Source organism: Klebsiella planticola ATCC 33531, from assembly GCF_000735435.1.
Classification (GTDB): Bacteria; Pseudomonadota; Gammaproteobacteria; order Enterobacterales; family Enterobacteriaceae; genus Klebsiella; species Klebsiella planticola.
The window spans coordinates 93,202-116,317 of sequence record NZ_JMPP01000055.1 but is presented as its reverse complement, the minus strand read 5'-3'; the positions used below and the strand labels follow the sequence as shown (position 1 = coordinate 116,317).

Here is a 23,116-nt window from a genome sequence, read left to right as displayed (position 1 = left end):
TATCCGATTTTAGAGGGTCTCAGAAGCCCATGGAGAAACCTCAGCCATCCGGGCAGGGGTTGGTATTCCTGCACCGAAAAGTAAGGGAGCTGCCGTTCTACAAGAGCGACAGTGAGGCCGTCCATTTGTGGATCCATCTCATCATGGAAGTGAATTCAGCTGACGGTATGGTCACCACTGAGTTTGGCGAATACCCGGTAGGGCGTGGCCAGGTCATCACCGGGCGCCATACGCTTTCGAAAGACACCGGCATAACCCCTGATCGGGTAAAATACCTGCTGAATAAGTTCACCAAAATGGGGATGGTCACCACCCTGGCAAACAAAAAATTCACCCTCTTAACCGTCACCAAATATGACGATTATCAGCAGTTTTTTGTGCCAACAGAATGCCAACAGATTGCCAACGCAAACCCAGTAACCACGCTGCATGCGCGGGAGGTTGTGCCAACAGAATGCCAACAGAGTGCCACAAACAATATATTAAATAATATCTCTTCTACTGACGTAGAAGAGAGTGCATCAGCATCACAAAAACCTGAACAAAAAAAACCGTCTCTCAGTTGTGAGCAGGTTGTTGAGGTTTACCACCAGGTTCTGCCAGAAGCGCAAGGCATCAGGATCCTCACTGACAAGCGCCGTAACCTGATCCGCTCGTTCTGGCAGAAGGCCAATAAAATCACCCGTCAGCTCGATGGCCATGGCTTCACCCTGGAAGACTGGGAGTCCTACCTGAGTTACATCGCCAGTAACTGCCGCTGGATGCTGGAGAATCGCCCTGACCAGCGCACCGGTAAGACCTGGCGCCGTAAGTCACTCGAATACTTCCTGAACGTCGACGTTTATGCCAAAACACGCGAGGGGGCCTGTGATGACCTCTGAATTCCTCACCCCTCCGAGCAGTATCGAAGCAGAGCAAAGCGTTCTGGGCGGCCTTCTCCTGGATGACGACAGCAGCGAACGCACTCAGAAGGTTCTGTCGATCCTCAAGCCCGAATCATTTTACTCGCGCCCGCACCAGGTGATTTTTGCCGAAATGCGGCAGATGTACCGGGACCAGAAGCCGGTGGACCTGCTGACCCTGTTTGATGCCCTGGAAAGCAAGTCTCTGACGGAATCGGTAGGGGGATTTGCATACCTTGCTGAACTGTCAAAAAACACGCCAAGCGCGGCGAACATCGTGGCCTATGCAATGCGCGTCCGCGAGACAGCAATGGAACGCTACGGCATCGAAAAAACCACGAAGGCGATCGAGCTGCTTTATGCCCGCAACGGCATGACGGCAGAACAGAAATTTGACGCTATTCAGGGGCTGTTTACCGAGATAAATGAGCACGTCAAAACTGGCCGTAAAACCGGTCTGCGCACGTTTTATGACGCGGTGAAGGACTGGTCAAATGAGTTTGACGATCGAATGAAACCTGACGGTCGTTCCCGAGGGTTGTCTACCGGGATCCGCTCGCTTGATGAATTGCTCGGGGTTAAGCGCATTGTGCGCGGTAGCCTGTTCGTCATCGGCGCCCGCCCGAAAATGGGGAAAACCACGCTCTACACCCAGATGGGTGTCAACTGCGCCACGGTGGAAAACGAACCGGCCCTGATGTTCTCCCTTGAAATGCCGGAAGGCCAGATGGTGGAGAAAATCACAGCCCAGAAGGGGCACATCTCGCCCAACCTGTTTTACCCCGACATGACGAAGGACGACTACGGGTATCACGGTGACTGGAATAGCGATCTGCAAAAGGCTACCGGTGTAATGGGTGCCCTGATTGACACTAACAACCTCCTGATCGACGACACCCCGGGTATTTCGCTGGCGCATGTCATGGCTGAGTCTCGGCGCATCAAGCGCGAGCGCGGCAAGGTCGGGATGATCCTCGTCGATTACCTGACGCTGATGACTGCCGATAAGGCCGAGCGAAACGACCTGGCCTATGGGCTTATCACCAAAGGCCTGAAGACCCTGGCGAAGGAACTGGATTGTGTTGTCGTTCTCCTGACTCAGCTCAACCGGGATCTGGAAAAGCGAACCAATAAACGCCCGCTGCCGAGCGACTCCCGAGACACCGGCCAGATCGAGCAGGATTGCGACTACTGGCTGGCCATCTACCGGGAAGGCGCCTACGACGAGAACGCAAACCAGAGTGACACAGAGTTGCTGCTGCGCCTGAACAGGCATGGCGAGACAGGTGTTGTCTATTGCGAGCAACGGCATGGTGCGATTTATGACTGCGACCAGGAGGCTGCCAGTCAGCGCCGGCGCGAGAAAGAAGAGAAACCTACCAAGCGGGGTGGATTTTGATGAAAAAGAACTCTGGCAAACAAGCCGTTATCAACTTTATCGGTATGCATCCGGGCTGCAACTTTCAGGATATCCGCCGCGGCACCGGGCTCGATTCGTCGGTGGTCAATTCAGCACTCTGGCAGATGAACAAAGACGGTCAGGTTAAGCGAGAAGGGGAGTGCAGAAGCTACCGCTACACCCTGACAGATCCGACAACGGTAACTGAGGCATCAGACCTCCAGTTTATGAAGCGTCCGGGTGGCGCAAACCCAATGACAAACCTGTTTAACCAGTGCCTGGCGGGAGTGAGAAAATGAACATCGAAACTGTAAACGAGCTCATCCAGTCGCTGGAGTCGGCGGGCGAGCTGTCGATCAGAGAGCAGAAGTTCCTGAAGCTGGCGAAAGCGTTTAAGCAGATGGCTGCGGAGAATGTGGTTCAGAAGGAAAGCCGCAATAATTTGGCTGAATTCATCCATGAAGAACTTGATGCTGATTACCCGCTGAATATGAATCTGGAAACCCCTGCCACCGATAGCATCGTAGCCGGGATTAAGGCTGATGGGGTGGAGGAGTTCGCAGCAAAACTTCGAATTCCTGGTGATGACCCATTCCTTGACGCTGTCGCAGAGGGGGTTGCGGGTGCTGCTGACGACTACGCCAAGAAGATGCGCGAGGGGGCCAAATGAGCGACAACACAAAAGCGCTGAACTACGACCCATCAGACCCGGACAAGATGAATCTCCCGGCAGGCGCTACCTGTGGTAACTGTCATCACATCCGACGCTGCAAAGCTATTTTCGGACACACCGAAACTGACACTTATTGCGACTGGTCGCCATCCCGCTTTGTTATGGCGCAAACATCAAATTTGCTGCGCGAGGGGGCCAAATGAGCAATACAGCAAAACTTCAACTCGGATTTTCCCCGCTGAGCAAGACCATCACCCTCGCGAAAATGCGAGACGTAGAAGGCGGAAGGCTGCGCGTTGGCAATGACCGCGGGCGCGACGTAACCAATGAAGCTGCACAACTCGTGTGGCAGTTGGTTATGGCTGAGGGCGGTGAGATTGCATGGGATTTGGAGGACGGCAGCAGAATGGTGTTGAGCGCGAAAAAACAGGAGCGTGCCGCATGACAACTGATATCACCGAACTGGCGCTACTCGTCAGCAAAGCAAAAGCATCTGTATTTACCCTGGAATATATCTCGCAGTTTGACCCTGCTGATATTGATTCCGATGACGTTGATTTGCGGTTTGAGGTGGATGGTAGAGATACCGGCACCAACGTTTCTATCGTCGATGAGTGCGGACAGGCAGCCAAAGTCATCCTCGCGCTGGTAGAGGTGCTGGAGAAGGCGCAGCAGCGCATCGAGGAACTTGAGTCTGATCTGTCTGAATGGACGGACTGCAAGCACGATGGGGCCACTTATTACGACATGAGTGGCCGTGAGCGCTGCGGAAAATGTGGGGGCGACTTATGAAACCTGCAAAATTTACACCTGTAGTCGTCGCACCAGTAACTGTTGAAACAGTACGTGAGCGACTTTCGTACCTGGAAGGCTTGAACGCCAAAGGTGCTGGCACCGCAGTAAAGTCGCAGCAATTTGAAATAGCTTGCCTGCGGGAATTGCTGGCACGTCTGGAGTCCCGCACCGCTGCCGCCGCTGACGTACTGGCTGAGCGTAAGCGGCAGGTTACAGCTGAGGGGTGGACACCAGGACATGATGATGAATATGAACATGGCGAATTAGCCGATGCGGCCGGGTGCTATGCGCTTTCTTCTGAGCTGTTCGATTGTGCCGGTGAACCGCCCAGGCCGTGGCCGTGGCCAGATGAATGGTGGAAGCCAACCAGTCGCCGCCGTGACCTGGTAAAAGCTGGTGCGCTTATTCTGGCTGAGATTGAGCGTATCGACCGAGCCGGTTCTGGTAGGGAAGGCAAAAATCAGCCGGGTATGGTTGTAGCGGTACATATCGATGCTGGCGACTTCGTGAAATTCAGAGGTCAGGTGTATGAGGTGAAGGAAACCGACTTTGACGATCACGACGTTACGTTATGGTTCGTTTGTGGTGAAGCGCTGAAATGTGCAGCGGGTTGCCAGATAGAAGTGGTTTCTGCTCCGGGGGAGACTGAGTGATGTGGATTTTATTTGTTTGGTTAAGCGGTACCTATTCCGTGAGTTTGTCTGATGCTGTACAGCCCACGCTGACCTCCATGAACCAGGAATTCAACTCTGAAAGCGCATGCCGAGCAGCATTTGTGAAAATTAAAGAGGTTAACAACGGTGAGCTCATGCTGCGTGGCGTATGTGCTCCAAAGGGGGATGCGGACTGATGGCAAAATTAACCAAAAAAGAGCAGGCCTGGGTAGATGAGGTTAACGCGGTGTTCGCGCGGTGCCCGTCGCCGAAGAAAATCGGCTTTTACACTATCGGCGACCCGTCAATCGCGCTATACGACCTGCGCAGGCTAGATGAGGTAATGGCAATGCTGGATGGCCGCAACTCATCTGACTGGTGTACCGCCGTTCAAAAAATCGGTGCGGGCTTTGATGAAACCATTGATTTTCCTTCCGCCGTCGAAAGCACAGCAGGATAAGGAGCCAACCAATGACCAGCAAATTAACCAGGGACATCATTCAAAGCGAAATTGCCGACTTCTTTGCCGGTGTCGTGGAAATTCACACAGAGTTAGGCGGCCCGAACTCCGTAGAAGAGGCGCAGAACCAGCTAACAGAGCGCGTGCTTGCCTGCGTGCCAGCGGTGGACAGCGAGCCGGTATTTTTCATTGAGGTAGAGGGAGACGACTGGATAAACGCGGGGAGGATTGAAGGGAAAAATCGCCAGGATTTAGGTCTGCTACCGGACGGGATTAATTACCTCTATGCCGCCCCGCAGCCAGCGCCGGTAGTGCCGCCAATGCAGCACTGGGAGGAATTATGCCGTCAGTATCCAGACATGAGTATTCGTGATGCCATTATCCGTGCCGCTTGGTGGAATCACTGCCGCGCCGCCATGCTCCAGGCTGGCAACTCTCCGGCGCATTCTGGACTCCGCCCGGAGCAAATAGGCGTCTCTCCGGCGCAAGACCATGGATGGATTCCGGTAAGCGAGCGGATGCCAACAAAGCAGGAGGGTTCTGTGTTTCTGACATGGAATGGCCAGTACATCGGTAAAGAATTATTTCTGATGGGTTCTTTCCAGTGTCTCAAGCCGGAAATTATCACGCACTGGATGCCGCTGCCAGCAGTGCCGCAGGAGGCAAAGTGACTATAGCCATCGATCGACTTAAAGAAGTTACAAGGGTCTTTGGCCGCAGGCATATCGCTTACCAGATGGCTAGAGAGTTGCTGGAGATATATCGAGGTAACGGCCCAGTGGTCTGGAATGCCATGGAAGATTTTCCTCCTGAAGTGAATGGTAAATATCTTGTCATTACCAGCTACGGGGATATCAGAACAGCTTGCTATGACCATGAGTCAGGGGAATGGCGGGCGTCAGATGGCATTATTACCCGCATTATCAAGTGGATTGATTTGCCAGCCGCCCAGCAGGAGGTGAAAGGTGAGTAACTTGCGCGATGAAATCAGAACCTTCGACCTTGACCAATTGCGCTCTCTTCGCGAGTTCGTGGGAGACCTCATAGCCAGAAGAGAAAACGAGCCACGCAGAACGGTATGGCGTGTCTGCTCTGACGGTATTTGCTACGGTAATTTTAGGGAAGATGAATACCTCAAAGCCGTCGCGTTTCTTATGGAAAAGGCGATCGAGATTGACGCGGACCCGACATCGGACAGGCGGGACAGGCGCATGGAGATTTTATCTAATCGGGTTATCGAGTCTGAATATGAGGGATGGTTTGATGCCTAAATCCCCCGCAGAACGCAAAGCCGCTCAGGGGGGGGGCGATTGTTTGTGATTGGAATCATAAAACAATAAACATATGTCACGTTATTTAGTGACATTTTAAAAAGGTAGGGTATTATGTATTCAACGAAACAAAATACCCTAATCTCTGGAGAAAAAAATGGCGACTATCACAATCTCTCACGAAGTATCAGATGAAAAAATCGAAGCTATTCAGGCTATGCTTTCCCAAGAAGAAATCAACAACGTAAATTTTAACGGAGAAGATTTCACTATCGAGCGCGGCGATTTTACCAGCATTGACAGCGATGATGCCGAATACGCGGTTTTGCTGGGTAAGATTCAGGATATCATTCTCGGGTACAACTGATGAGGCTCGCTGAGTACATTGCTAAGCACTATGGCGGCAATCAAGCCGCCTTTGCTCGTTCTGTCGATAAACCACGGCAGCGTGTTAAAGAGTGGGTCAATGCTGGCAACTGGTACGTCTATGAAGGTTACCTGTGCCAGCGAAAAATAAAGCTCTGTGATATCGAGATGGCAGAACAGAACACCAAAAAATAGCCTATGCTCATTTTGCAATTTGGGATTTAGCCCGTCATAATTCCCCTGTCAGCCTGAGCAACTGACACTAATGACCGGCGCCAAGTGGGGACACATGGCGCACAAAACCTTAAAGCAATTCCTGTCACCGATGGCACATGCCACCGGCGATTTTCTGCATTCAGCGTTTGACCTCTGCGGAGGTGAAGCGTGAAACAGCAATTCCACCTCGTCAACGATGCTATCAAACAGAACGCCATCAATTTCGTTCGAGAATTGCCAGTCGATGCAAAGCGTCCTCTGATTCTCGATATCAAGGAGATGACGCGCACTCTCGAACAAAACAAGAAAATGTGGCCGCTCCTGAAAGACCTATCAGATCAGGTTGTCTGGTTCGGTAACAAATACGACTCCGACGACTGGAAAGACCTCATTACTGCCCTGGTGGCCAAGTCGAAAAAACAAGAGCAGCGCATGGCTCCCGGGCTGGATGGCGGCGTTGTGATGTTCGGTCAGCGTACTAGCAAAATGACAGTGCGTCAGATGGTCGAAGTCATCGAGGCTATCTACTGGTTCGGTACCCAACAGGGCGTCAAGTTCAGTGAAAAGTCCCGCATTGAAATCGAATGGGCCAAGCGCTGGGGAGAATCCCATGCATAGTCCCCTCGCCAAAGTAATTGAGCGCTCAATCTTCCGCATTCCTGCTCGCCGCAAGCGCAAGGTCGATGTTAAGCCGTCTGACATCCCGACGCTGAAAGACTATACCGCCCGCCTGGTCGAGAAGAAGTGGCTCTGCCTGAGAGCAAGGAGGGGTCATGCTTAACCGAACTCAGCGCCGGTGCAAAATCTGCCGGGCGAAGTTTACTCCAGCATTTGAGAATCAGCGCTGGTGCTGCCCTGAGCATGGCGCAGAATTTGCCATGCAGGAACTTGAGAAGAAGCGCGAGAAGCAGGCCCAGGCGAAAGCGAAAAAAGAGCGTGCAGCCTGGCGCAAGCGCAAAGCCGCGGTGAAACCTCTCCGTCACTGGGAAGATATGACCCAGCGCGTCGTCAACGACTATATCCGCGAACGTGACCATGATTTGCCGTGCATCAGCTGCGGCACGTTCGATACGGTTCAGTGGGAGGCCGGGCATTACCGCTCCCGCGGGAAAGCGTCCCACCTGCGCTACATCGAGGACAATATCAATAAACAGTGCCATCACTGCAATGTCCAACTGTCCGGCAATCAGCAGCAATACCGCATCGGCCTGGTAGCGAAAATCGGCGATGAACGCGTCGAGGCTCTCGAAAATAACAACACCCCTCACCGATACACCATCGAAGAACTGGAAGGCATCAGGCGCCATTACAGCGCGATTCGTCGTGCGCTCATAAAACAACGGGAGGCAGCATGAACCAGGACGTAATCGAACGCATCCGCGACCGCTGGCAAAAGCTCCGCCTCTGCCGTCACCGCGGCACAGTGATGACCGACTACCGAATCCTGAGAAATTACATTCGCATCTATCAGACCCTGGGAGAGACAGCATGAACACACAATACCTCCAATACGTTCGTGAGCAGCTGATAGTAGCTACCGCCGATCTGAGCGGCGCGACGAAAGGACAACTGGTAGCCTTTGCGGAAAACGCGATGTTTGAGGCTACGCCACGAAGCCGCGGGCGTAAGAAGGTGTATGACCCCCAGAAGAAGAGAATGGTCAACCCTGACAGCCCACCAATGACCGGCAGCCAGTCTCGCGCAAAAGGCTCAGCAATCGCCCTGGTGCTTCCAGTCGAATACTCAACGGCATCATGGCGCCGGGCGCTGCTGTCGCTCGATGAGCATCAGAAAGCCTGGCTGCTCTGGAACTACAGCGAGAATATCCGCTGGGAGTACCAGGAGACGATAACCCGGTGGGCGTGGGAACAGTTCAGCGCGCAGATGGCCGGCATGCGCATTGCAAAGAAAACAGTCGATCGCCTGCGTCAGCTTATCTGGCTGGCTGCACAGGATGTCAAAGCCGAACTGGCAGGGCGTGAGATGTACGAATACCAGAAACTGGCGGGGTTGGCTGGCGTCGCAAAATCCACATGGACAGAAACATATCTGCCTCATTGGCTGGCGTTGCGCAGCAGTTTTGTGAAGCTTGACAGCGATGCTCTCATATCAGTAACGCGATCACGTTCACAACAAAAGGCGACAAATTTAGATGCAAGTCTTGCAAAACCGAACTGAAAGGCATATATTTCATGTAAATCTGATATCGTCGCCATAGCTTCGATTGTCGACCAAATTAAGAGCCTCGCCATCGTGCGGGGCTTTTTCATTTGTGGTGAGAGAACATATCGGTTAATACCGGCCAATAACGTAGCGATGTGTAAGCGTTGATTGACGTTAAGCGAGAGATGGGCGCTCGCCACCACATGCCAGACCCAGCCAGGGTATCTTCGGCCATAGAGCCGCATTGTTCGACCCTCGATATCTTTTGCCAGCCTTATCGCTGGCTTTTCTATTTCAGGCTCACGGGAATCATCCTCGACGCATGTTGTTGTTAATCCAGCCCGTGAAGCCTGACCTTTTCAAACACACATAGCACCCGCAAACAACGCGAGGTGAGAGCATGCAACGCATGGATAAAATCAGAGAATGGCTCAGTTATTGGGTTGGAGGCTTAACGACCATGGGTGGCGTTCTTTCCCTGAACGACTGGGCAATCATCATCGGTATCGTCTGTACCATTGGCACTTTCGGGGTGAACTGGTACTACAAGCGCAAAGAGCGCGAGGATAGATTAAATGGCAATGTCACCAGCGCTCAGAAATAGCATTATCGGAGCCCTGGGTACGGGCGCCATTGGTATCGCTACCGTCATGGTATCCGGCAAAGTTGGTCTTGAGGGCCGAGAGTACACTGCCTATCGCGACATCGTTGGTGTTGCCACCGTCTGCGATGGCCACACTGGTTCAGACATTGTCTGGGGTAAGCGGTACACAGACAAAGAATGTGACGCTCTAACCCGGCGCGATATACAGCGCATTGCCGCGCAGGTCGATCCGCATATCAAAGTGCCGACCACGGAAACCCAGCGCGCAGCAATTTACTCATTTGCCTATAACGTCGGCGCCACTGCAGCCATTAACTCCACACTGCTGAAAAAGCTTAATGCCCGCGACTATGCCGGTGCATGTGCAGAGCTAAAGCGTTGGGTATATGCCGGCGGTCAGAAGTGGAAAGGGCTGGTTAATCGCCGTGATGTTGAGTATCAGGTATGCACCTGGAGCCAGAAATGAGTCGCTTAACCGCCATTATCAGTGCAGTAGTTATCTGTCTCATAGTCAGCCTCGCCTGGCTGGTCAGTCACTACCACAGCAACGCCACCGAGTTCAAAAGGCAGCGCGACGAGAAGGTGAAGGCGCTAAATCTGGCGAACGAGACCATCACCGACATGGAGACCCGCCAGCGTGACGTCGCAGCGCTCGATGCCAAATACACGAAGGAATTAGCCGATGCAAAAGCTGAAAATGATGCTCTGCAGCGCAAGCTTGATAATGGTGGTCGGGTGCTCGTCAAAGGAAAGTGTCCAGTGTCAGCCGCAACCCAAACCGCCGGCGCCGCCAGCATGGGCGATGATGCCACCGTCGAACTCTCTTCAGTTGCTGGACGAAACGTTCTCGGTATCCGGTCTGGAATCATCAGCGACCAGACAGCCCTGAGAGCACTGCAGGAATACATCACCACGCAGTGCCTGAAGTAGGGCATTACAGAGCCACTTCCAGAGGTGGCTCGATAATGTCACAACGAGGTAAGGACTATGGCAAAACCGGACTGGGGAGCACTGCAACACCAGTTCCTCGCCGAGCATGCCAAAACAGGAATATCCCCGAAAGACTGGTGCGCAGCGCAGGGACTGAATTACTCATCTGCGAAACGCTATATCAAAGCAACGACATACGGTGCGAATTCGCAAAAAAAAAGTGCGAATAAATCTGCGAATTCGCAGAAGGAGAAAGGCGGGGCCGGTAAAAACGGGAAGGTGAAAAAAAACCAGCCCGACACAGGCGCCAGCTCAAAATCTCCAGAAACGAAACCGATACGCGGATCGCGCACCGCGCCGCCGACTAACGCCTTCCTGCCAGGCAACCAGAATGCATTAAAGCACGGAGGCTACGGCCGCCGGATGCTGCTCTCTGACGCCATCACCGAAGATGCCCAGATGCTCACGCTCGACGATGAGCTTTTCTGGCTGCGCGCGGCGAGCCTGACAGCGGCAGAGAATATAGGGCGCTGGCAGACAGAGCTGGAGACAGCCGACAGCGATCAGGCCAAAGATCTGCACGACCTTATCTCTCAGGCGCAGAAAGCCATGCATCGCAACACTGCGCGCATTGAGTCGCTGGAGTACACCAAAGCGGCAATCATTAAACAGCGCGTCGATGCTGCTTACCGCGAAGCTGCGACCGAAAAGGTTGAGCTCGAAATCGACGTGATGAAAGACGGCGACAAGGATAACGCTATCGTCGTGCATAACTCGCTGCCGATACCGGGAAGATAAATCATGGCCGACATTTACCTACCCACGCTACACAACGGGCAGTTAACGGTCTGGTCTGACTCATGGGACCACCAGTTGAATGCGGTTCGATGCGGTCGGCGATGGGGTAAAACCTTCATGCTGTCGAGCGCTGCTGTGACCTACGCAACGTCACCGTTCCGTCGCCCGGGTATGGACATCGAGCTAGGCGGCCGGGTTGGTATCTTCACCGCCGAGTATCGTCAGTACCAGGAGATTTACGACAAGCTCGAAGAAATCCTGCTACCGCTGAAAAAGAGCTTCAGCCGCCAGGAGAAGCGTCTGCTGCTGAAGAACGGCGGGAAGATCGACTTCTGGGTAACCAACGACAACAAACTGGCCGGCCGTGGCCGTGAGTACGAAATCATCCTGATCGATGAGGCGGCGTTTACCAAGTCGCCGGAGATGCTGAAGGAAATCTGGCCTAAATCGATTAAACCGACGCTGCTGACGACCAAAGGACGGGCCTACGTATTTTCAACGCCTGATGGTGTCGATGAGGAAAACTTCTTTTACGCCATCTGCAACAACAAGTCCCTGGGCTTCGTTGAGCACCATGCACCGACATCTTCCAACCCGTTCGTTCCTCCGGAGGAGCTGGAGAAAGAGCGGGCGAACAACGATCCACGCGTATTCCGCCAGGAGTTCATGGCCGAGTTCGTAGACTGGTCTGCAGCCTCCTTATTCGACGTCCGTAAGTGGTTCGAGGGTGAAAACCAGGATCAGCCTGTCGATTTCCCTGAAATGTGTCAGGCGGTCTTTGCTGTTATGGACACCGCCGTTAAGGGTGGCACTGAGCACGACGGCACGGCGGTTGTTTACTACGCGGTCGATACCCGGCCCGGTCGTATGCGCCTGACGATACTCGACTGGGACGTAGTGCAAATAGATGGCGCGTTGCTGGAAAGCTGGATGCCATCAGTATTTGACCGCCTAAATGAGTTATCAGGGCAGTGCGTAGCCGTTAATGGCAGCCTTGGCGTGTTTATCGAGGATGCCAGCATGGGCAGCATTCTGTTGCAAAAAGGCGAAAGCCTGGGATGGCCGGTCAACAAAATTGAGTCCGCCCTGACCAGCAAAGGAAAGGACGAGCGCGCCATTATGGCATCCGGTTATCACTACCGCGGCCTGGCGAAAATATCCCGATACGCCTACGAGAAGACCGCCGTTTTCAAAGGCGAAACAGCAAACCATCTGCATAAGCAGGTTTCCCGATTCCACCTTGCTGATAAGAAAGCGCATAAGCGCGCCGACGATTTGCTGGATGATTACACCTACGGGCTGATCATCGCGTTCGGTAGCGGAGACGCAATCTGACGAGAGAACCAATGAACGAAGACGATTTCGAAATCGGCAGCTGCTCTCACTCAGAGTTGATGGCATTGCTGGACAGTGACGATATCCAGCCGGGAACGTCGGCAGGATACCAGACCTGCAAAACGGTTTATCTATTCCATCCGCTGGGCGGAAAGATGGTAGATCGCCCAATCAAGATGGCTATGAACGAGCCGCGCACCGTGCACGTGGCTCAGTCGTATGGCCTTGAGCAGCGACTGCGTGACGCGTTCGAGCGCGAATGGAAGGCTATAGGTGCTAACCAGCACATCGCCAACGCCGCGCGCATCGCCAGGATTTACGGAGTATCAGCGATCGCAATGCTCGTGGATAACCAGGAGCCTAACGAGTCGCTGGACTATCGCACTCTGTATAAGCACAACGTCAGTTTTAACATTCTCGACCCGCTCAACACTGCGGGAAGTATTGTACTGAATCAGGACCCTAATGCTCAGGACTTCCAGAAAGTTGACGGAATCCGGGTGGCGGGCAAGCCGTATCACAAATCGCGCTGTGTCGTCGTGCAGAACGAAGACCCGATTTATCTCGCGTATAACCCGGCGGCGTTCGGCTTCTCCGGTCGTAGCGTTTACCAGCGCGCGCTTTATCCGCTGAAATCTTTCATCCAGACCATGCGCACCGACGACATGGTTGCGGTGAAAGGCGGCCTGCTGGTGACGAAAATCAAGGGTCCAAGCTCCGTCGTCAACAACATGATGCTGAAGCTCAGCGGCATTAAACGCATGATGTTGAAGCGCGGGAAGACCGGAGAGGTCCTGCAGATCGGCGAGAACGACAATATCGAGTCAATCGACCTGAGCAATCTGGAGAAGCCTCTCGACTCTGCGCGTAAACACATCCTGGAAAACGTGGCCGCAGCCGCCGACATGCCAGCGATCATCCTCAACTCTGAGACATTCGCTCAGGGCTTCGGTGAAGGCACTGAAGATGCCCGAGCCGTCGCGGTGTACATCGACAACATTCGGGAATGGCTTGATCCGTTGTATGCGTTCTTCATCCGAGTGTGCCAGTACCGAGCCTGGAGCATTGAATTCTTCCAGTCTCTGCGAGCCGACTTCCCGGAGCTGAAAAACACCTACAGCGTGTATTTCGCGAGCTGGATAAATAACTTCGAATATCGCTGGCCACCATCCCTGAAGGAGCCGGATAGCGAAAAAGTGAAGGTCGACGAAACCCGCTTTAAGGCGATCGTCAGCTTACTGGAAGTCCTGCTTCCTCAGGTCAACACGGATGATGAAAACCGCGCTCTGCTTATCGAGTGGGCTCAGACCAACGCGAACGCTAACGAAAACTTGTTCCCACAACGGCTCGATCTCGATATCGAGTCGCTAAAGGCTAATCGGCCTCAACAGCCGCAGGTGGATGAGCCCGGCGGCGGGATGATGCTATGAACACTTTCACCCGAACAGTGAGAGATGCGGTGAAGTTCTTTCTCCGCAACGGCTACTCATCCCGTGAAGAGCTGGAGCGTTGGCAGGCGATTATTCGCCAAGCCGCCGAAAGCGAAACATCTGATGACTACATGGCGATGGTTACCCGCAACCTGACGAAAGCATACGACCTGCAGGTGGGGCGTGCTGGCGCGCTGAAGCGTCATCAGGGCATATCCCGTTTTACGCTCAACTACCTGGAGCCGAAACTGAGGACTGAGCTCGACAGGCGGATACTCGCCAGCGCTGACTTAATCCAGCTCAACCGCCAAAAAGCCATCGACACTACGCTGTCGCGGTTTAGCGGCTGGGCCAGCAGTATCCCCTCTGCAGACAGCATTGCGCTGACCGGCATTCAGGGAACGATGCGGGAAACTGCTGACCACATTCAGAAGGCCGCCGAGAAGGTGGACTATGAAGCGCGCCGGGTGATGATCGACCAGAACCATAAGCTGATCGCCAATATCGACAACATCATCGCGACGAGCAATAACGCGATTGCTGCCGAGTGGCATAGTCACTGGCGCCAGGCAGGATACGACTACCGGGAAGACCACAAAGAACGTGACAAGCTGGTTTATCTCATCCGCGGTAACTGGGCGCAGAAAAATGGTTATGTCAAGGCTGGGACCGCCGGCTATCTCGACGAAATCACGCAGCCTGGTGAAGAGGTTTTCTGCCGGTGCTACGTCACCTATCTGTACAACCTCCGCAGCATTCCTGAGGACATGCTGACCCAGAAGGGCCGCAAGTTCCTGGAGTCCATGAAAGCAGCATAGGAGCATTAAAACGTGGCTATTTTTGGCAGCGGGATCATGTTCCGTCAGGGGAAGTTCGTCTTCCTGATCCAACGCTCGGATGATGGCACATGGTGCCAGCCGGGCGGGACGATAGAGCCGGGAGAGTTAGCCATAGACGCCGCAAGGCGCGAGGTGCTTGAAGAGGTAGGTTATCAGTACGATGGCCTGTTGACGCCGCACAGCGTATATGGTGACTACCTGACCTACCGCGCCGACGTGCCGGAGCAGTTCGAAGCGAAGTTAAACGACGAATCGCTGGCCGCCGGATGGTTCCATATTGACGATCTGCCAAAGCCGCTTCATCAGCCATTCGCTGAAATGCTGGCGCAGCAGGCGCTCAACGAAACCGACGTGGCCGCGCTCATCGCTGACGGAACGCTCAGCAGCCCGCAATATTTTTACAACATGTGGATGTTCGCCATTCGGGTGACCGGAACAGGGGTTACATGGCGATCTGCAAATCAAGAAATGACCTTCCGTAACCCGGAAGACTATCTCACTCCTGAATTTCTCCAGCGGGTGGCCGGCGTACCACTAATCTGGCTTCACCCCGAAAAAAGAACGCTTGATAGCGACGAGTTCTCAAAACGCGTTATCGGCACCCTGACGAATGCCTGGGTAGCTGATAAGGGCGAGGTTTGGGCCGTTGCGCGCGTGTACGACGCCGAAGCTGCTGAAATTATGGCAACAAGGCAATTAAGCACCTCGCCAACTGTGAAGTTCTCAGAGGTTGCTACATCAATCATTGTCGACGGTCAGCCTCTACTGGTGGAGCCATCCCCCGAGCTGCTCGACCACGTTGCAATTTGTGAACAGGGCGTATGGGACAAGCTCCTTAACCCTACCGGTGTTAAATCTGATTCCATTCCCAAAGAGGCTGAAAAGATGGACGAGGAAAAAATCGTAGCGCTGATTAATAAAGCGATCGATGCGCGTTTGGCTAAGGCTGATTCAGAAGCAGCAGATCTGAAAGCCAAGGCTGACGCCGAAGAGGCCGCCAAGAAAGAAAAGGCGGACGCGGAAGACAAAGAAGCGGAAGAGGCGAAAGCTAAAGCCGACGCGGAAGAGAAAGCCGCGAAGGAAAAAGCTGACGCCGAAGCCAAAGAAAAGGCAGATGCCGAAGCGGCTGAGAAAATGGCAAAAGAAAAAGCCGACTCTCAACTGCGTCAGGAAATTGCAGAGCTGCGTTCCCGCATTCCTACCGAACTGAGCGACGAAGAGCGCAACGAAGTTGCTGAAGCGCAGGTGAAAGCTGATAGCGTCTTCTCCAGCTTTGGTAAGCGCGCCCCGATCCCGCTGTCCGGTGAAAAACCGATGGCGTATCGCCGCCGGCTGATGATTCAGCTGCAGGAGCATTCTCCGGACTACAAAGCCGTCGATCTCTCCGCTATCGCTGATTCTCAACTACTGAGCACTGCCGAAAAACACATCTACGCTGACGCGCAGAAAGCTGCCAGTTTGTCAGTTGGTCCGGGCATGCTGCGCGAAATTAAGCGCGCCGATGCTACCGGCCGCCAGATCAGCACTTTCGAAGGCGATCCTGAGGCTGCATGGGCGCCATTCAAGTCTGGCAAGCGCCAGGTCACCAGTTTCAACAACCAGGCTTAACGGGAGCTCTCAAGCATGGCTAATTTATCTCTTAACCCGATGGCGACCACGAATGCCGCTGGTTCCTTCGGTGTGCAGTCTGATGGCTTCATTCAGGGTGTTGCCCTGGACGATCCGGCAAACCGCTTTAACCTGGCGTCCGGCACTGTCGCCGCCACCGAAACCAAGCCATTGTGGGGCGGCCTGCCGGTTGCTGAACTCCTGCCTGGCGTGAAATCCAGTCCTCGCGGTTCGACCATTCGTCGTGCTGTGTCACTTGCTGAGCTGGAAGGCTTTACCGTCTTCAATCAGGCTCACAACGGTTTGACTACCCCGCAGTCTCCGGTGCCGCTGTATGCGTCCGGTATGAGCGTTTCATTCTATCGTCTCGGTTCTAACATGCGCGTGCCGCTGAAAGCATCTGAGCAGGTTGTGGCGCTAGGCACCACTGGCGCCTCAGTGAAAACGCCGCTGGCGTGGGACTTTGTCAATGATCAGGTGACCACCGCAGCCGCGGCGGCTTTTGCCGGTTCTGACATTGCCACGACCGCCGTGACCTACTCGAACGGTGTGGCCACAGCCACCACCGACTCTGCGCATGGTCTGACTGCTGGCCAGTACGTGAAGATCAGCGGCGTAGCCCCGGCGGCCTATAACGGCACCGTAGTTGTGCTGACCGTGGGTAGTGCGACAACCTTCACCTATGCGCCAGCAAGCGCGCCTGGCGGCTCAGCGACCACGCAGGGCAATATCGGAGCTGTGGCTCAGGCAGATATCACCCTGCCGGTGAAAGTCATCTCCATTGAGGCTGGAAACTCTAAAACTGTCAGCTATGACAGCACTACGGGCTTCCTTACCTGGAACAACACCGACAGCTGCGCGCTGGTCTTACTTTAATCGGGAGCTTTAAATGGCTGCAATTACCCCCAGCTACACCATCGTCAACCCGTCGTTTATTGCGCCGGAGTTGATCATTGGTTACCAGCAGGCGTCCGGTGCGTTTGAAACCATCGCCAGCGGTAACCCGCAGGTCCGCCTTGGCGTAGGCGACCAGTACGTTTATATGCGCCGCCTGGATATCCGTACCCAGGTGACCTCCAGTCAGTCCGGCAACGCCAACCAACTGCCGAGCGTGGCGCTCGAAGCGCGCATGATTTCCACTCCTACCTATCTGTTCCGCTGCCGTGGTATCTACGATCACCACGACACCGCTGCGGCCGGTAACTGGAACATCGCGCTGCCCGAAGCCCAGCGCCTCGGCATGCGTCAGGGTATCTTTCAGCAGTTGCGCTCTGCGCTTCTGTACGGGATGAACCCGGCAGGCGGCGAAGGCCTGCTGAACACCGCAGGCGCGACCACCGAAACCCTGCCGCCGGACAGCAACAGCAATACCACCGTGCTGACCTATGACCACGGCCAGATGGCGGTCTATCTGCTGGGCCATGTGCAGGCCGCACTCACCCGCACCATGCAGTTAGGCCGTCAACAGCGCGTCGTGATCTTGGGGCCGCAGCGTGTGCTGGGCGCAATGGAGATTCAGCAGATTGTTCAGCTGACCTCTTATCAGCGCCCTGGCGGCGGTACCGATACCGTCGGCGGAACTGTGAAAGAGGTGCTGCGCGGCGCGAATGCCCAGGTTGACTGGGTATACGACGACACGCTGATCGGCGCAGGCGCCGGCGGCACTGACGCGGTAGTTATCACCATCCCGGAAGTGGAAGTGCCGATGGTCAACGCCACCGTGAACACCAACGAATTTGCCAAGCTGAGCCCGTCTCTTTCGGCGAACGCTCTGATGTTCACTGATATGCCAGCGCCGATGGAAATCCCGACGCCAATCCCCGGGGGCGCTATCGACGTACTGTCAGAAATGCGCTCTACGGCTGGCTGGGCCGTCCGTCCGGAAGCTATCACCATCCTGTCGATGGCATATAGCGCCTAAAACGCGAAATTGAGAAGTGCTTAAGCCTCTGCATGGTGCGCCGTGCAGGGGCTTTTTTACGAGGGTAAACAATGAAACTGTACATCGCCAACACTACCAAGCAGCGCCACATTTTCACTTTCCGCCAGCTGGAAACCGGGCGCCTGCGCCAGATCCCTATTGAGCACGGTTCGCAGATGATAGTCCTGGATGGCTCGACCGAAGAAGTCGAAGCGGTTATTCAGCATCATCAGGTTTACGGCCTGATCGACTCAACAAAAATCGACCAGAGTCAGGCATTTGTCGGCCTGTGCTACAGCGTCAATAAACCCGTTTCCGCCAGCGTTATTGAGAAAACCATTCGTGATAACGATGGCCATCTGACCCGCGGAGCTCATAACCGCCGGCAGGCATCCGTCGCAGCGCTGGATAACAAACTTCTTGAAAGCGGGATCGGCTACGAGGGTGATATGGAATTTAGCGCAGAGCAGGCCAAAGGGCGCGATGACCATTCTGACGATCCGACCATCAACGAAAAAATTGTCACGCCGAGAGCCGGGAGCAAGAAAAAATGACCACCAGTCTGTCGGGATTCATCGAATTCGTTCGATCTGATATGGGCATTACCCCCGACCAGGTTCCCGACGACTTGCCGTCTTTTTCACTCGCCTATGGCGGCGCCGTTGAATGGGTTAACCCTGACATCGCATGCGTTATGCCGAACATGTACAGCATCGCGGTTTATAACCTTGGGGCGTCGTTTCTCATCAATTACGGGACAGAGGCGGTGTTTGCCAATTTCCGTGGCCAGTATGGACTGAACGACTTCAAAGCCGGGGTTATTACGGGAGCCGGGGATAACTCTACCAGCGCACAGCGACTGGTCCCTGATTTCTTCAAAGACCTGTCGCTGGCAGATCTGCAGATGCTCCAGGACCCGTGGGGGCGCCGATACCTGATGATCGCTCAGCAGTTCGGGAGTCTGTGGGGCCTGTCATGATCACCTTTCATCTGGGTGTTATCGACATTCCCTATGAGGACGAGGACGCCACGACGGGGAGCGTAGCGGAGGAGCTGGAAGCAAGGTATCAGATTATGCAGACGTTCTTTGACCGCTATGGTAACGACATCGCCGATCTGATGAGTAAAGACCTCGCCGCATCGCTTGAAAACATGTTCTCTGGCGCGCCTCCAGTAAAAGACCCACTCGCTGAGTCAATGTCCAAAGTTCACGATCTCTTTGTCGGCTTCCTCGATAACACCGAGATGAACGGCCTCCCTGGTGTTCCAACGCGCCGCGCGCTTGAGGGTATATCGAAGCGCTTTAAAGGCAAGAAGGGGCCGCCTCGCCCTTCGTTCATTGACACAGGAACCTATCAGGCAGCGATGCGTGCCTGGGTAAGCGGGGTGCTGAATGCCTTCCCTGAGTGAGTTACAGAACGCCAAAACGGAACTTAACGCCACTCTGACGCAGGGCCTGGACGACCTGAGTCGATTCCAGGTGGTGATGTTCACTAAGTACATCAGAAAGGTGCTGCCGCTCGATGGCTTCGTTTTCTGGGTGAAAGCCTCGGTTTTGTCGGACGATCCGAGCAACGAGCCGGACACGGTGGCTGTGAAAGGCTATCTGCACTTGACGACCGAAACCATTCAGGACGATGAGCAGCTTTATGACCGTAATGTGGTGACGTTCACCGCGCAGGCGGACATCGACCCGTTCAATGATATCGGGTCAGAGGTACTGTATATCGGCGAGTTTTTCGGTGTTCAGTTCTCGTTCTCCCGGCGTACCGGGCTCAATGAGCCGGCGAACCTGTACCACTACACTGGCGAGGCCATTTTCCCGCACATGCGGTCGCAGATCATCAACTCTGCGGATGACATAGACCTCTCTGACGTGGTGGTGTCGAGCTCTCTGCCGATCTGGCTGACCCTGAATCAGTACATGCCGATGTTCCCGGCGATGCTCTCAACGCAGAACCTGTCGCCGCCCTATGCGACGGTGAAATGCAGTAACACATCACCGATCGCCGGCGCGTTCTATCTCGACGAAAAGCAAAACCAGTATCAGCTGGTATCGGAAGATGTGACGCTTTCTGTAACTGGCCTGCGTAACGCCAGCATTGAAGACTTTGTGAGGTATGTGCAGGACTACACGACCGGCGATGCACCTGAGATGGGGATCATGAATATTCCCGTCGTGCAGGATGAGAGAGTCACTCAAAACGAGCTGAACATCATCGCCATGCGCAAGACCATAAAATTCAAAATCAACTACTACCAGCAACGGATGCGTAACTTAGCGCGCCAGCTGATCACGTCTGCAATTCCGTCCATTGACCCGGAGAAATAAGTAAATGGCAATTGTTAATATTAACGTGTCGGTGACGAATCCGCCGAAGCCCTCGCAGTTGTTAAAGTCCGGGGCAATGATTTCTATGGGTGGCACGACGCTGAATGCCGGTGAATATCAGCTGCTGACCAGTGAAACCGATCTGGCCGACATCCTCGCGCCGGCGAAAACAATTTCATCGCTCGCCTGGGCGACTGGCGTGGTAACCGTCACGCTGGCTGCCGCTCACGGGTGGGCTAACGGGGTGCAGGTCCCGGTTATCATCTCCGGCGCGACGCCTGCAGGCTACAATGGCGCCTATACCGCCACGGTAACAGGGGCCAATACCTTCACCTATTCGCTGACGAGCAACCCCGGCACTGCAACAGCAATGGGAACGGTAAAAACGGTTGTTCAGAACGAAATCGCCCAGATGAATACCTCGTTCTGGGCCCAGGGGAAGACGCGGGCAGTTTATGTGCTGGAGCTGGGCGATGTGTCCATGACCGCCGCTGTCGAAGCGCTGACAACCTTCATTGCTGAAGACGTCGCCTTGGGCAACACCTACCAGAAGTTCTTTTCCTATCTGGTGCCGCGCGAATGGGATTCAGTTGCTGAATTTAAAACCCTGACTGGTCTCTATACCTCGCCGGGAAGTCTGGTTTACTTCTTTGTCACCACAACGATCGCCACTTATCAGGCATGGGTGGCTACGAAATACAAAACTGTGTTTGCTGATGTCGAGGCTCCAGATATTCCCGCTAGCGAGTTTTCTATGGCTGGGCCGTTCCAGTCTTCCCTGGCAAATGACCCGGGGTCGAGCAACATGGTGCCGCCGATGTCGTACCGCTTCATGTATGGTCTGACGGCTTACCCCCTGGAAGGCAACAGCGCACTGCTGAAATCGCTGCAGGACAACAACATCAACTACATCGGCACCGGTGCTGAAGGCGGACTCAGCAACAAAGTACTGTTCACCGGCCGTATGCTAGACGGAAACCCTTTCAACTACTGGTATTCAGTGGCGTGGACTGCGATCAACCTTGAGCTCGATCTGGCGAATGAAATTATCAACGGCTCCAACACGACCGTTAACCCGCTGTACTACGAGCAGAAGGGCATTGATCGCCTGCAGCGTCGCGCGCTGAAAACCTTGCGTAACGGCATCAGCTACGGGCTGATCCTCGGTCGCGTCATTGACACGCAGCTGACGCAGGAAGATTTCAACACCGAGTATGACAAAGGCACTTACGCCGGCAACGCGGTAATCAACGCCGTTCCGTTCAGCAACTATAACAGCCTGAATCCTTCCGACTACCAGGACGGGAAATATAACGGTCTGAGCGCCGTCATGACGCCGCGCCGCGGCTTCGAATCCATCACGTTTAACGTGAACGTAACGAACTTTGTAGGGGCGTAAAAAATGGCGAACCCATTAGTACAGCAGGGCTTTCTTAACCGCGTACGCGGAGCTCTTTCTGTCACGGATACACCGGCGCTGAACGTGTCGGCGTCGTACCTGGCGAAGGATGGCATTAGCCTGCGCCCGGATGGTCCGGCGACCGATATCATCCCCACGATGACAGGCACCGTCGGCAGCCAGGCGCCGTATCAGCAGGTAACGCTGACCGTGCATCTCCTGAAAACCCAGGGGCTGGGAGAAAGCTACCGGCAGCGATTTTTAACCGACACGTCGCTGGGTGAGCTTGTGGTGACGCCGGATGCAACGACGTTCGGCAATATCACGCTGCTCAACTGCTACCTGGTCAACTTCAACGAGCTGGCTTTCAGCGGGATGGACCCGTCTTTTGTGGTAACCATCAGCGGCTATATGGTCACCAACGACAACATGTGGGTGTAATGCATGAAAATCGACAAGAAACTGAATCTGGTCACCAATATTGCCCGCGATGACGGCTCGATCGTTTACCTGCATGTGACCCCGTTCCCCTACGAAGTGGTGGAAGAGCACTGCATTCTGCTGGGGAACCTGTTCACCAAATTCATCTCGCAGGTTGGTGGTCTTGGTGCCGCCAGAGTCGCCGCAATGATGCTGCGGCAGAGCCTGAAAGCGGAAATCGATAACGGTCGGACGGGGCCAAACATCGTTGATGAAATTCAGCGACTGACGGTCGTTATCCATAACGTCGACGGCCAGTGGAAGACCGCCCCGCTTGAAGTGGCATTTAAACAGGGGATAGTCGACCCTGACGAATACCGAGAGGTTGAGGGCGAAGTGGTTTTTTTTATGGTTTCCTCTGCTATTCAGAAGGCGAACCTGATCGCTCCAACCGTGGGAACGGTGATCAAAATGTACGATGGGCAACTAACCTCATCGAGCGTTACGGCGTTTCGCGATTCGTTGCAGACGTCGAAGCCGGATATCGATACCCAGACCCAGAATGCCCCGCCGGAAACGTCATATGTACCCTCTTAGACTGG

Annotated in this window: 37 protein-coding genes; all 37 read left to right on the top strand. The window is 54.4% G+C overall.

Annotation, left to right across the window (positions count from 1 at the left end; translation table 11 throughout):
- Positions 1-29 precede the first annotated feature (29 nt).
- The 37 genes from GRPL_RS04790 (at position 30) to GRPL_RS04915 (ending at position 23,111) form a co-directional block, all read left to right on the top strand.
- Positions 30-881 carry a DNA replication protein gene (locus GRPL_RS04790; protein ID WP_162180110.1) on the top strand — a complete coding sequence of 284 codons (852 nt, stop codon included), beginning with the start codon at positions 30-32 and terminating at the stop codon, positions 879-881.
- Positions 871-2,301, top strand: a complete 1,431-nt coding sequence (locus tag GRPL_RS04795; RefSeq protein ID WP_032700423.1) for a DnaB-like helicase C-terminal domain-containing protein — start codon at positions 871-873, stop codon at positions 2,299-2,301. Before GRPL_RS04790 ends, GRPL_RS04795 begins: the two co-directional genes overlap by 11 nt.
- Entirely contained in the window at positions 2,301-2,600 is a 300-nt protein-coding gene (locus GRPL_RS04800) for a MarR family transcriptional regulator (protein WP_032700421.1), read from the top strand. Before GRPL_RS04795 ends, GRPL_RS04800 begins: the two co-directional genes overlap by 1 nt.
- Positions 2,597-2,971: a hypothetical protein gene (locus tag GRPL_RS04805; RefSeq protein WP_032700419.1), complete on the top strand. Its 375-nt coding sequence runs from the start codon at positions 2,597-2,599 to the stop codon at positions 2,969-2,971. The genes GRPL_RS04800 and GRPL_RS04805 overlap by 4 nt, the downstream gene beginning before the upstream one ends.
- On the top strand, positions 2,968-3,177 hold the full coding sequence (locus tag GRPL_RS27165) for a hypothetical protein (RefSeq protein ID WP_072010699.1): 210 nt from the start codon (positions 2,968-2,970) through the stop codon (positions 3,175-3,177). The genes GRPL_RS04805 and GRPL_RS27165 overlap by 4 nt, the downstream gene beginning before the upstream one ends.
- Complete coding sequence (locus tag GRPL_RS04810) at positions 3,174-3,419, top strand: DUF7446 family protein (RefSeq protein WP_032700417.1); 246 nt, start codon at positions 3,174-3,176, stop codon at positions 3,417-3,419. The genes GRPL_RS27165 and GRPL_RS04810 overlap by 4 nt, the downstream gene beginning before the upstream one ends.
- A complete protein-coding gene (locus tag GRPL_RS0125995) occupies positions 3,416-3,766 on the top strand; it encodes a hypothetical protein (protein WP_080718646.1) in 351 nt (116 codons plus the stop codon). The genes GRPL_RS04810 and GRPL_RS0125995 overlap by 4 nt, the downstream gene beginning before the upstream one ends.
- Positions 3,763-4,422 carry a hypothetical protein gene (locus tag GRPL_RS28340; protein WP_050500330.1) on the top strand — a complete coding sequence of 220 codons (660 nt, stop codon included), beginning with the start codon at positions 3,763-3,765 and terminating at the stop codon, positions 4,420-4,422. The genes GRPL_RS0125995 and GRPL_RS28340 overlap by 4 nt, the downstream gene beginning before the upstream one ends.
- Complete coding sequence (locus tag GRPL_RS0125980; RefSeq protein ID WP_032700415.1) at positions 4,422-4,619, top strand: hypothetical protein; 198 nt, start codon at positions 4,422-4,424, stop codon at positions 4,617-4,619. The genes GRPL_RS28340 and GRPL_RS0125980 overlap by 1 nt, the downstream gene beginning before the upstream one ends.
- Positions 4,619-4,882, top strand: coding sequence for a hypothetical protein (locus GRPL_RS04815; protein ID WP_032700413.1), 264 nt, complete (start codon positions 4,619-4,621; stop codon positions 4,880-4,882). The genes GRPL_RS0125980 and GRPL_RS04815 overlap by 1 nt, the downstream gene beginning before the upstream one ends.
- Positions 4,883-4,893: 11 nt before the next feature.
- A complete protein-coding gene (locus GRPL_RS26300) occupies positions 4,894-5,553 on the top strand; it encodes a DUF551 domain-containing protein (protein ID WP_050500329.1) in 660 nt (219 codons plus the stop codon).
- A complete protein-coding gene (locus tag GRPL_RS0125965; RefSeq protein WP_032700412.1) occupies positions 5,550-5,855 on the top strand; it encodes a hypothetical protein in 306 nt (101 codons plus the stop codon). Before GRPL_RS26300 ends, GRPL_RS0125965 begins: the two co-directional genes overlap by 4 nt.
- Positions 5,848-6,153, top strand: coding sequence for a hypothetical protein (locus tag GRPL_RS04820; protein WP_032700411.1), 306 nt, complete (start codon positions 5,848-5,850; stop codon positions 6,151-6,153). Before GRPL_RS0125965 ends, GRPL_RS04820 begins: the two co-directional genes overlap by 8 nt.
- A 157-nt stretch (positions 6,154-6,310) precedes the next feature.
- Entirely contained in the window at positions 6,311-6,520 is a 210-nt protein-coding gene (locus tag GRPL_RS04825) for a hypothetical protein (protein WP_032700409.1), read from the top strand.
- Positions 6,520-6,714, top strand: coding sequence for a hypothetical protein (locus GRPL_RS04830; protein ID WP_032700408.1), 195 nt, complete (start codon positions 6,520-6,522; stop codon positions 6,712-6,714). Before GRPL_RS04825 ends, GRPL_RS04830 begins: the two co-directional genes overlap by 1 nt.
- Positions 6,715-6,903: 189 nt before the next feature.
- Positions 6,904-7,353, top strand: coding sequence for a recombination protein NinB (locus GRPL_RS04835; RefSeq protein WP_032700407.1), 450 nt, complete (start codon positions 6,904-6,906; stop codon positions 7,351-7,353).
- Complete coding sequence (locus GRPL_RS27160) at positions 7,346-7,516, top strand: NinE family protein (RefSeq protein ID WP_032700405.1); 171 nt, start codon at positions 7,346-7,348, stop codon at positions 7,514-7,516. The genes GRPL_RS04835 and GRPL_RS27160 overlap by 8 nt, the downstream gene beginning before the upstream one ends.
- Positions 7,509-8,090 (top strand): recombination protein NinG, encoded by a 582-nt coding sequence (locus tag GRPL_RS04840; RefSeq protein ID WP_032700404.1) that lies wholly within the window; start codon positions 7,509-7,511, stop codon positions 8,088-8,090. Before GRPL_RS27160 ends, GRPL_RS04840 begins: the two co-directional genes overlap by 8 nt.
- Positions 8,087-8,227 (top strand): YlcG family protein, encoded by a 141-nt coding sequence (locus GRPL_RS27895; protein ID WP_032700403.1) that lies wholly within the window; start codon positions 8,087-8,089, stop codon positions 8,225-8,227. The genes GRPL_RS04840 and GRPL_RS27895 overlap by 4 nt, the downstream gene beginning before the upstream one ends.
- The gene (locus GRPL_RS0125955; RefSeq protein ID WP_032700401.1) at positions 8,224-8,913 is read left to right on the top strand and encodes a bacteriophage antitermination protein Q; all 690 of its coding nucleotides are present in this window, start codon (positions 8,224-8,226) and stop codon (positions 8,911-8,913) included. Before GRPL_RS27895 ends, GRPL_RS0125955 begins: the two co-directional genes overlap by 4 nt.
- A gap of 385 nt (positions 8,914-9,298) precedes the next feature.
- Positions 9,299-9,502, top strand: a complete 204-nt coding sequence (locus tag GRPL_RS0125950; protein ID WP_032700399.1) for a phage holin family protein — start codon at positions 9,299-9,301, stop codon at positions 9,500-9,502.
- Complete coding sequence (locus GRPL_RS0125945; RefSeq protein WP_080718645.1) at positions 9,474-9,968, top strand: lysozyme; 495 nt, start codon at positions 9,474-9,476, stop codon at positions 9,966-9,968. The genes GRPL_RS0125950 and GRPL_RS0125945 overlap by 29 nt, the downstream gene beginning before the upstream one ends.
- Positions 9,965-10,432 (top strand): lysis protein, encoded by a 468-nt coding sequence (locus tag GRPL_RS04850; RefSeq protein ID WP_032700398.1) that lies wholly within the window; start codon positions 9,965-9,967, stop codon positions 10,430-10,432. Before GRPL_RS0125945 ends, GRPL_RS04850 begins: the two co-directional genes overlap by 4 nt.
- A 57-nt stretch (positions 10,433-10,489) precedes the next feature.
- Positions 10,490-11,230 carry a hypothetical protein gene (locus GRPL_RS04855; protein ID WP_032700397.1) on the top strand — a complete coding sequence of 247 codons (741 nt, stop codon included), beginning with the start codon at positions 10,490-10,492 and terminating at the stop codon, positions 11,228-11,230.
- Positions 11,231-11,233: 3 nt separating this feature from the next.
- Positions 11,234-12,565: a terminase large subunit domain-containing protein gene (locus GRPL_RS04860; protein WP_032700395.1), complete on the top strand. Its 1,332-nt coding sequence runs from the start codon at positions 11,234-11,236 to the stop codon at positions 12,563-12,565.
- Between the two features lie 11 nt (positions 12,566-12,576).
- Positions 12,577-13,995: an anti-CBASS protein Acb1 family protein gene (locus GRPL_RS04865; RefSeq protein ID WP_032700394.1), complete on the top strand. Its 1,419-nt coding sequence runs from the start codon at positions 12,577-12,579 to the stop codon at positions 13,993-13,995.
- Positions 13,992-14,813, top strand: coding sequence for a hypothetical protein (locus GRPL_RS04870; RefSeq protein ID WP_032700393.1), 822 nt, complete (start codon positions 13,992-13,994; stop codon positions 14,811-14,813). Before GRPL_RS04865 ends, GRPL_RS04870 begins: the two co-directional genes overlap by 4 nt.
- A gap of 12 nt (positions 14,814-14,825) precedes the next feature.
- Complete coding sequence (locus GRPL_RS04875; RefSeq protein ID WP_032700392.1) at positions 14,826-16,442, top strand: NUDIX hydrolase; 1,617 nt, start codon at positions 14,826-14,828, stop codon at positions 16,440-16,442.
- Between the two features lie 15 nt (positions 16,443-16,457).
- Positions 16,458-17,318 carry a hypothetical protein gene (locus GRPL_RS04880; RefSeq protein ID WP_032700391.1) on the top strand — a complete coding sequence of 287 codons (861 nt, stop codon included), beginning with the start codon at positions 16,458-16,460 and terminating at the stop codon, positions 17,316-17,318.
- A 13-nt stretch (positions 17,319-17,331) separates the two neighbouring features.
- The gene (locus GRPL_RS04885; protein ID WP_032700390.1) at positions 17,332-18,363 is read left to right on the top strand and encodes a hypothetical protein; all 1,032 of its coding nucleotides are present in this window, start codon (positions 17,332-17,334) and stop codon (positions 18,361-18,363) included.
- Positions 18,364-18,434: 71 nt separating this feature from the next.
- Positions 18,435-18,917, top strand: a complete 483-nt coding sequence (locus GRPL_RS04890) for a hypothetical protein (protein WP_032700389.1) — start codon at positions 18,435-18,437, stop codon at positions 18,915-18,917.
- Positions 18,914-19,342: a hypothetical protein gene (locus GRPL_RS0125940; protein WP_032700387.1), complete on the top strand. Its 429-nt coding sequence runs from the start codon at positions 18,914-18,916 to the stop codon at positions 19,340-19,342. The genes GRPL_RS04890 and GRPL_RS0125940 overlap by 4 nt, the downstream gene beginning before the upstream one ends.
- Positions 19,339-19,773, top strand: coding sequence for a hypothetical protein (locus tag GRPL_RS04895; RefSeq protein WP_032700384.1), 435 nt, complete (start codon positions 19,339-19,341; stop codon positions 19,771-19,773). The genes GRPL_RS0125940 and GRPL_RS04895 overlap by 4 nt, the downstream gene beginning before the upstream one ends.
- Positions 19,757-20,695, top strand: a complete 939-nt coding sequence (locus tag GRPL_RS04900) for a hypothetical protein (RefSeq protein ID WP_032700383.1) — start codon at positions 19,757-19,759, stop codon at positions 20,693-20,695. Before GRPL_RS04895 ends, GRPL_RS04900 begins: the two co-directional genes overlap by 17 nt.
- A 4-nt stretch (positions 20,696-20,699) precedes the next feature.
- Positions 20,700-22,094, top strand: a complete 1,395-nt coding sequence (locus tag GRPL_RS04905; protein ID WP_032700382.1) for a hypothetical protein — start codon at positions 20,700-20,702, stop codon at positions 22,092-22,094.
- Positions 22,095-22,097: 3 nt separating this feature from the next.
- Positions 22,098-22,535, top strand: a complete 438-nt coding sequence (locus GRPL_RS04910; RefSeq protein ID WP_032700380.1) for a hypothetical protein — start codon at positions 22,098-22,100, stop codon at positions 22,533-22,535.
- Positions 22,536-22,538: 3 nt separating this feature from the next.
- Positions 22,539-23,111 (top strand): hypothetical protein, encoded by a 573-nt coding sequence (locus tag GRPL_RS04915; RefSeq protein WP_032700377.1) that lies wholly within the window; start codon positions 22,539-22,541, stop codon positions 23,109-23,111.
- The last annotated feature ends 5 nt before the right edge of the window (positions 23,112-23,116 follow it).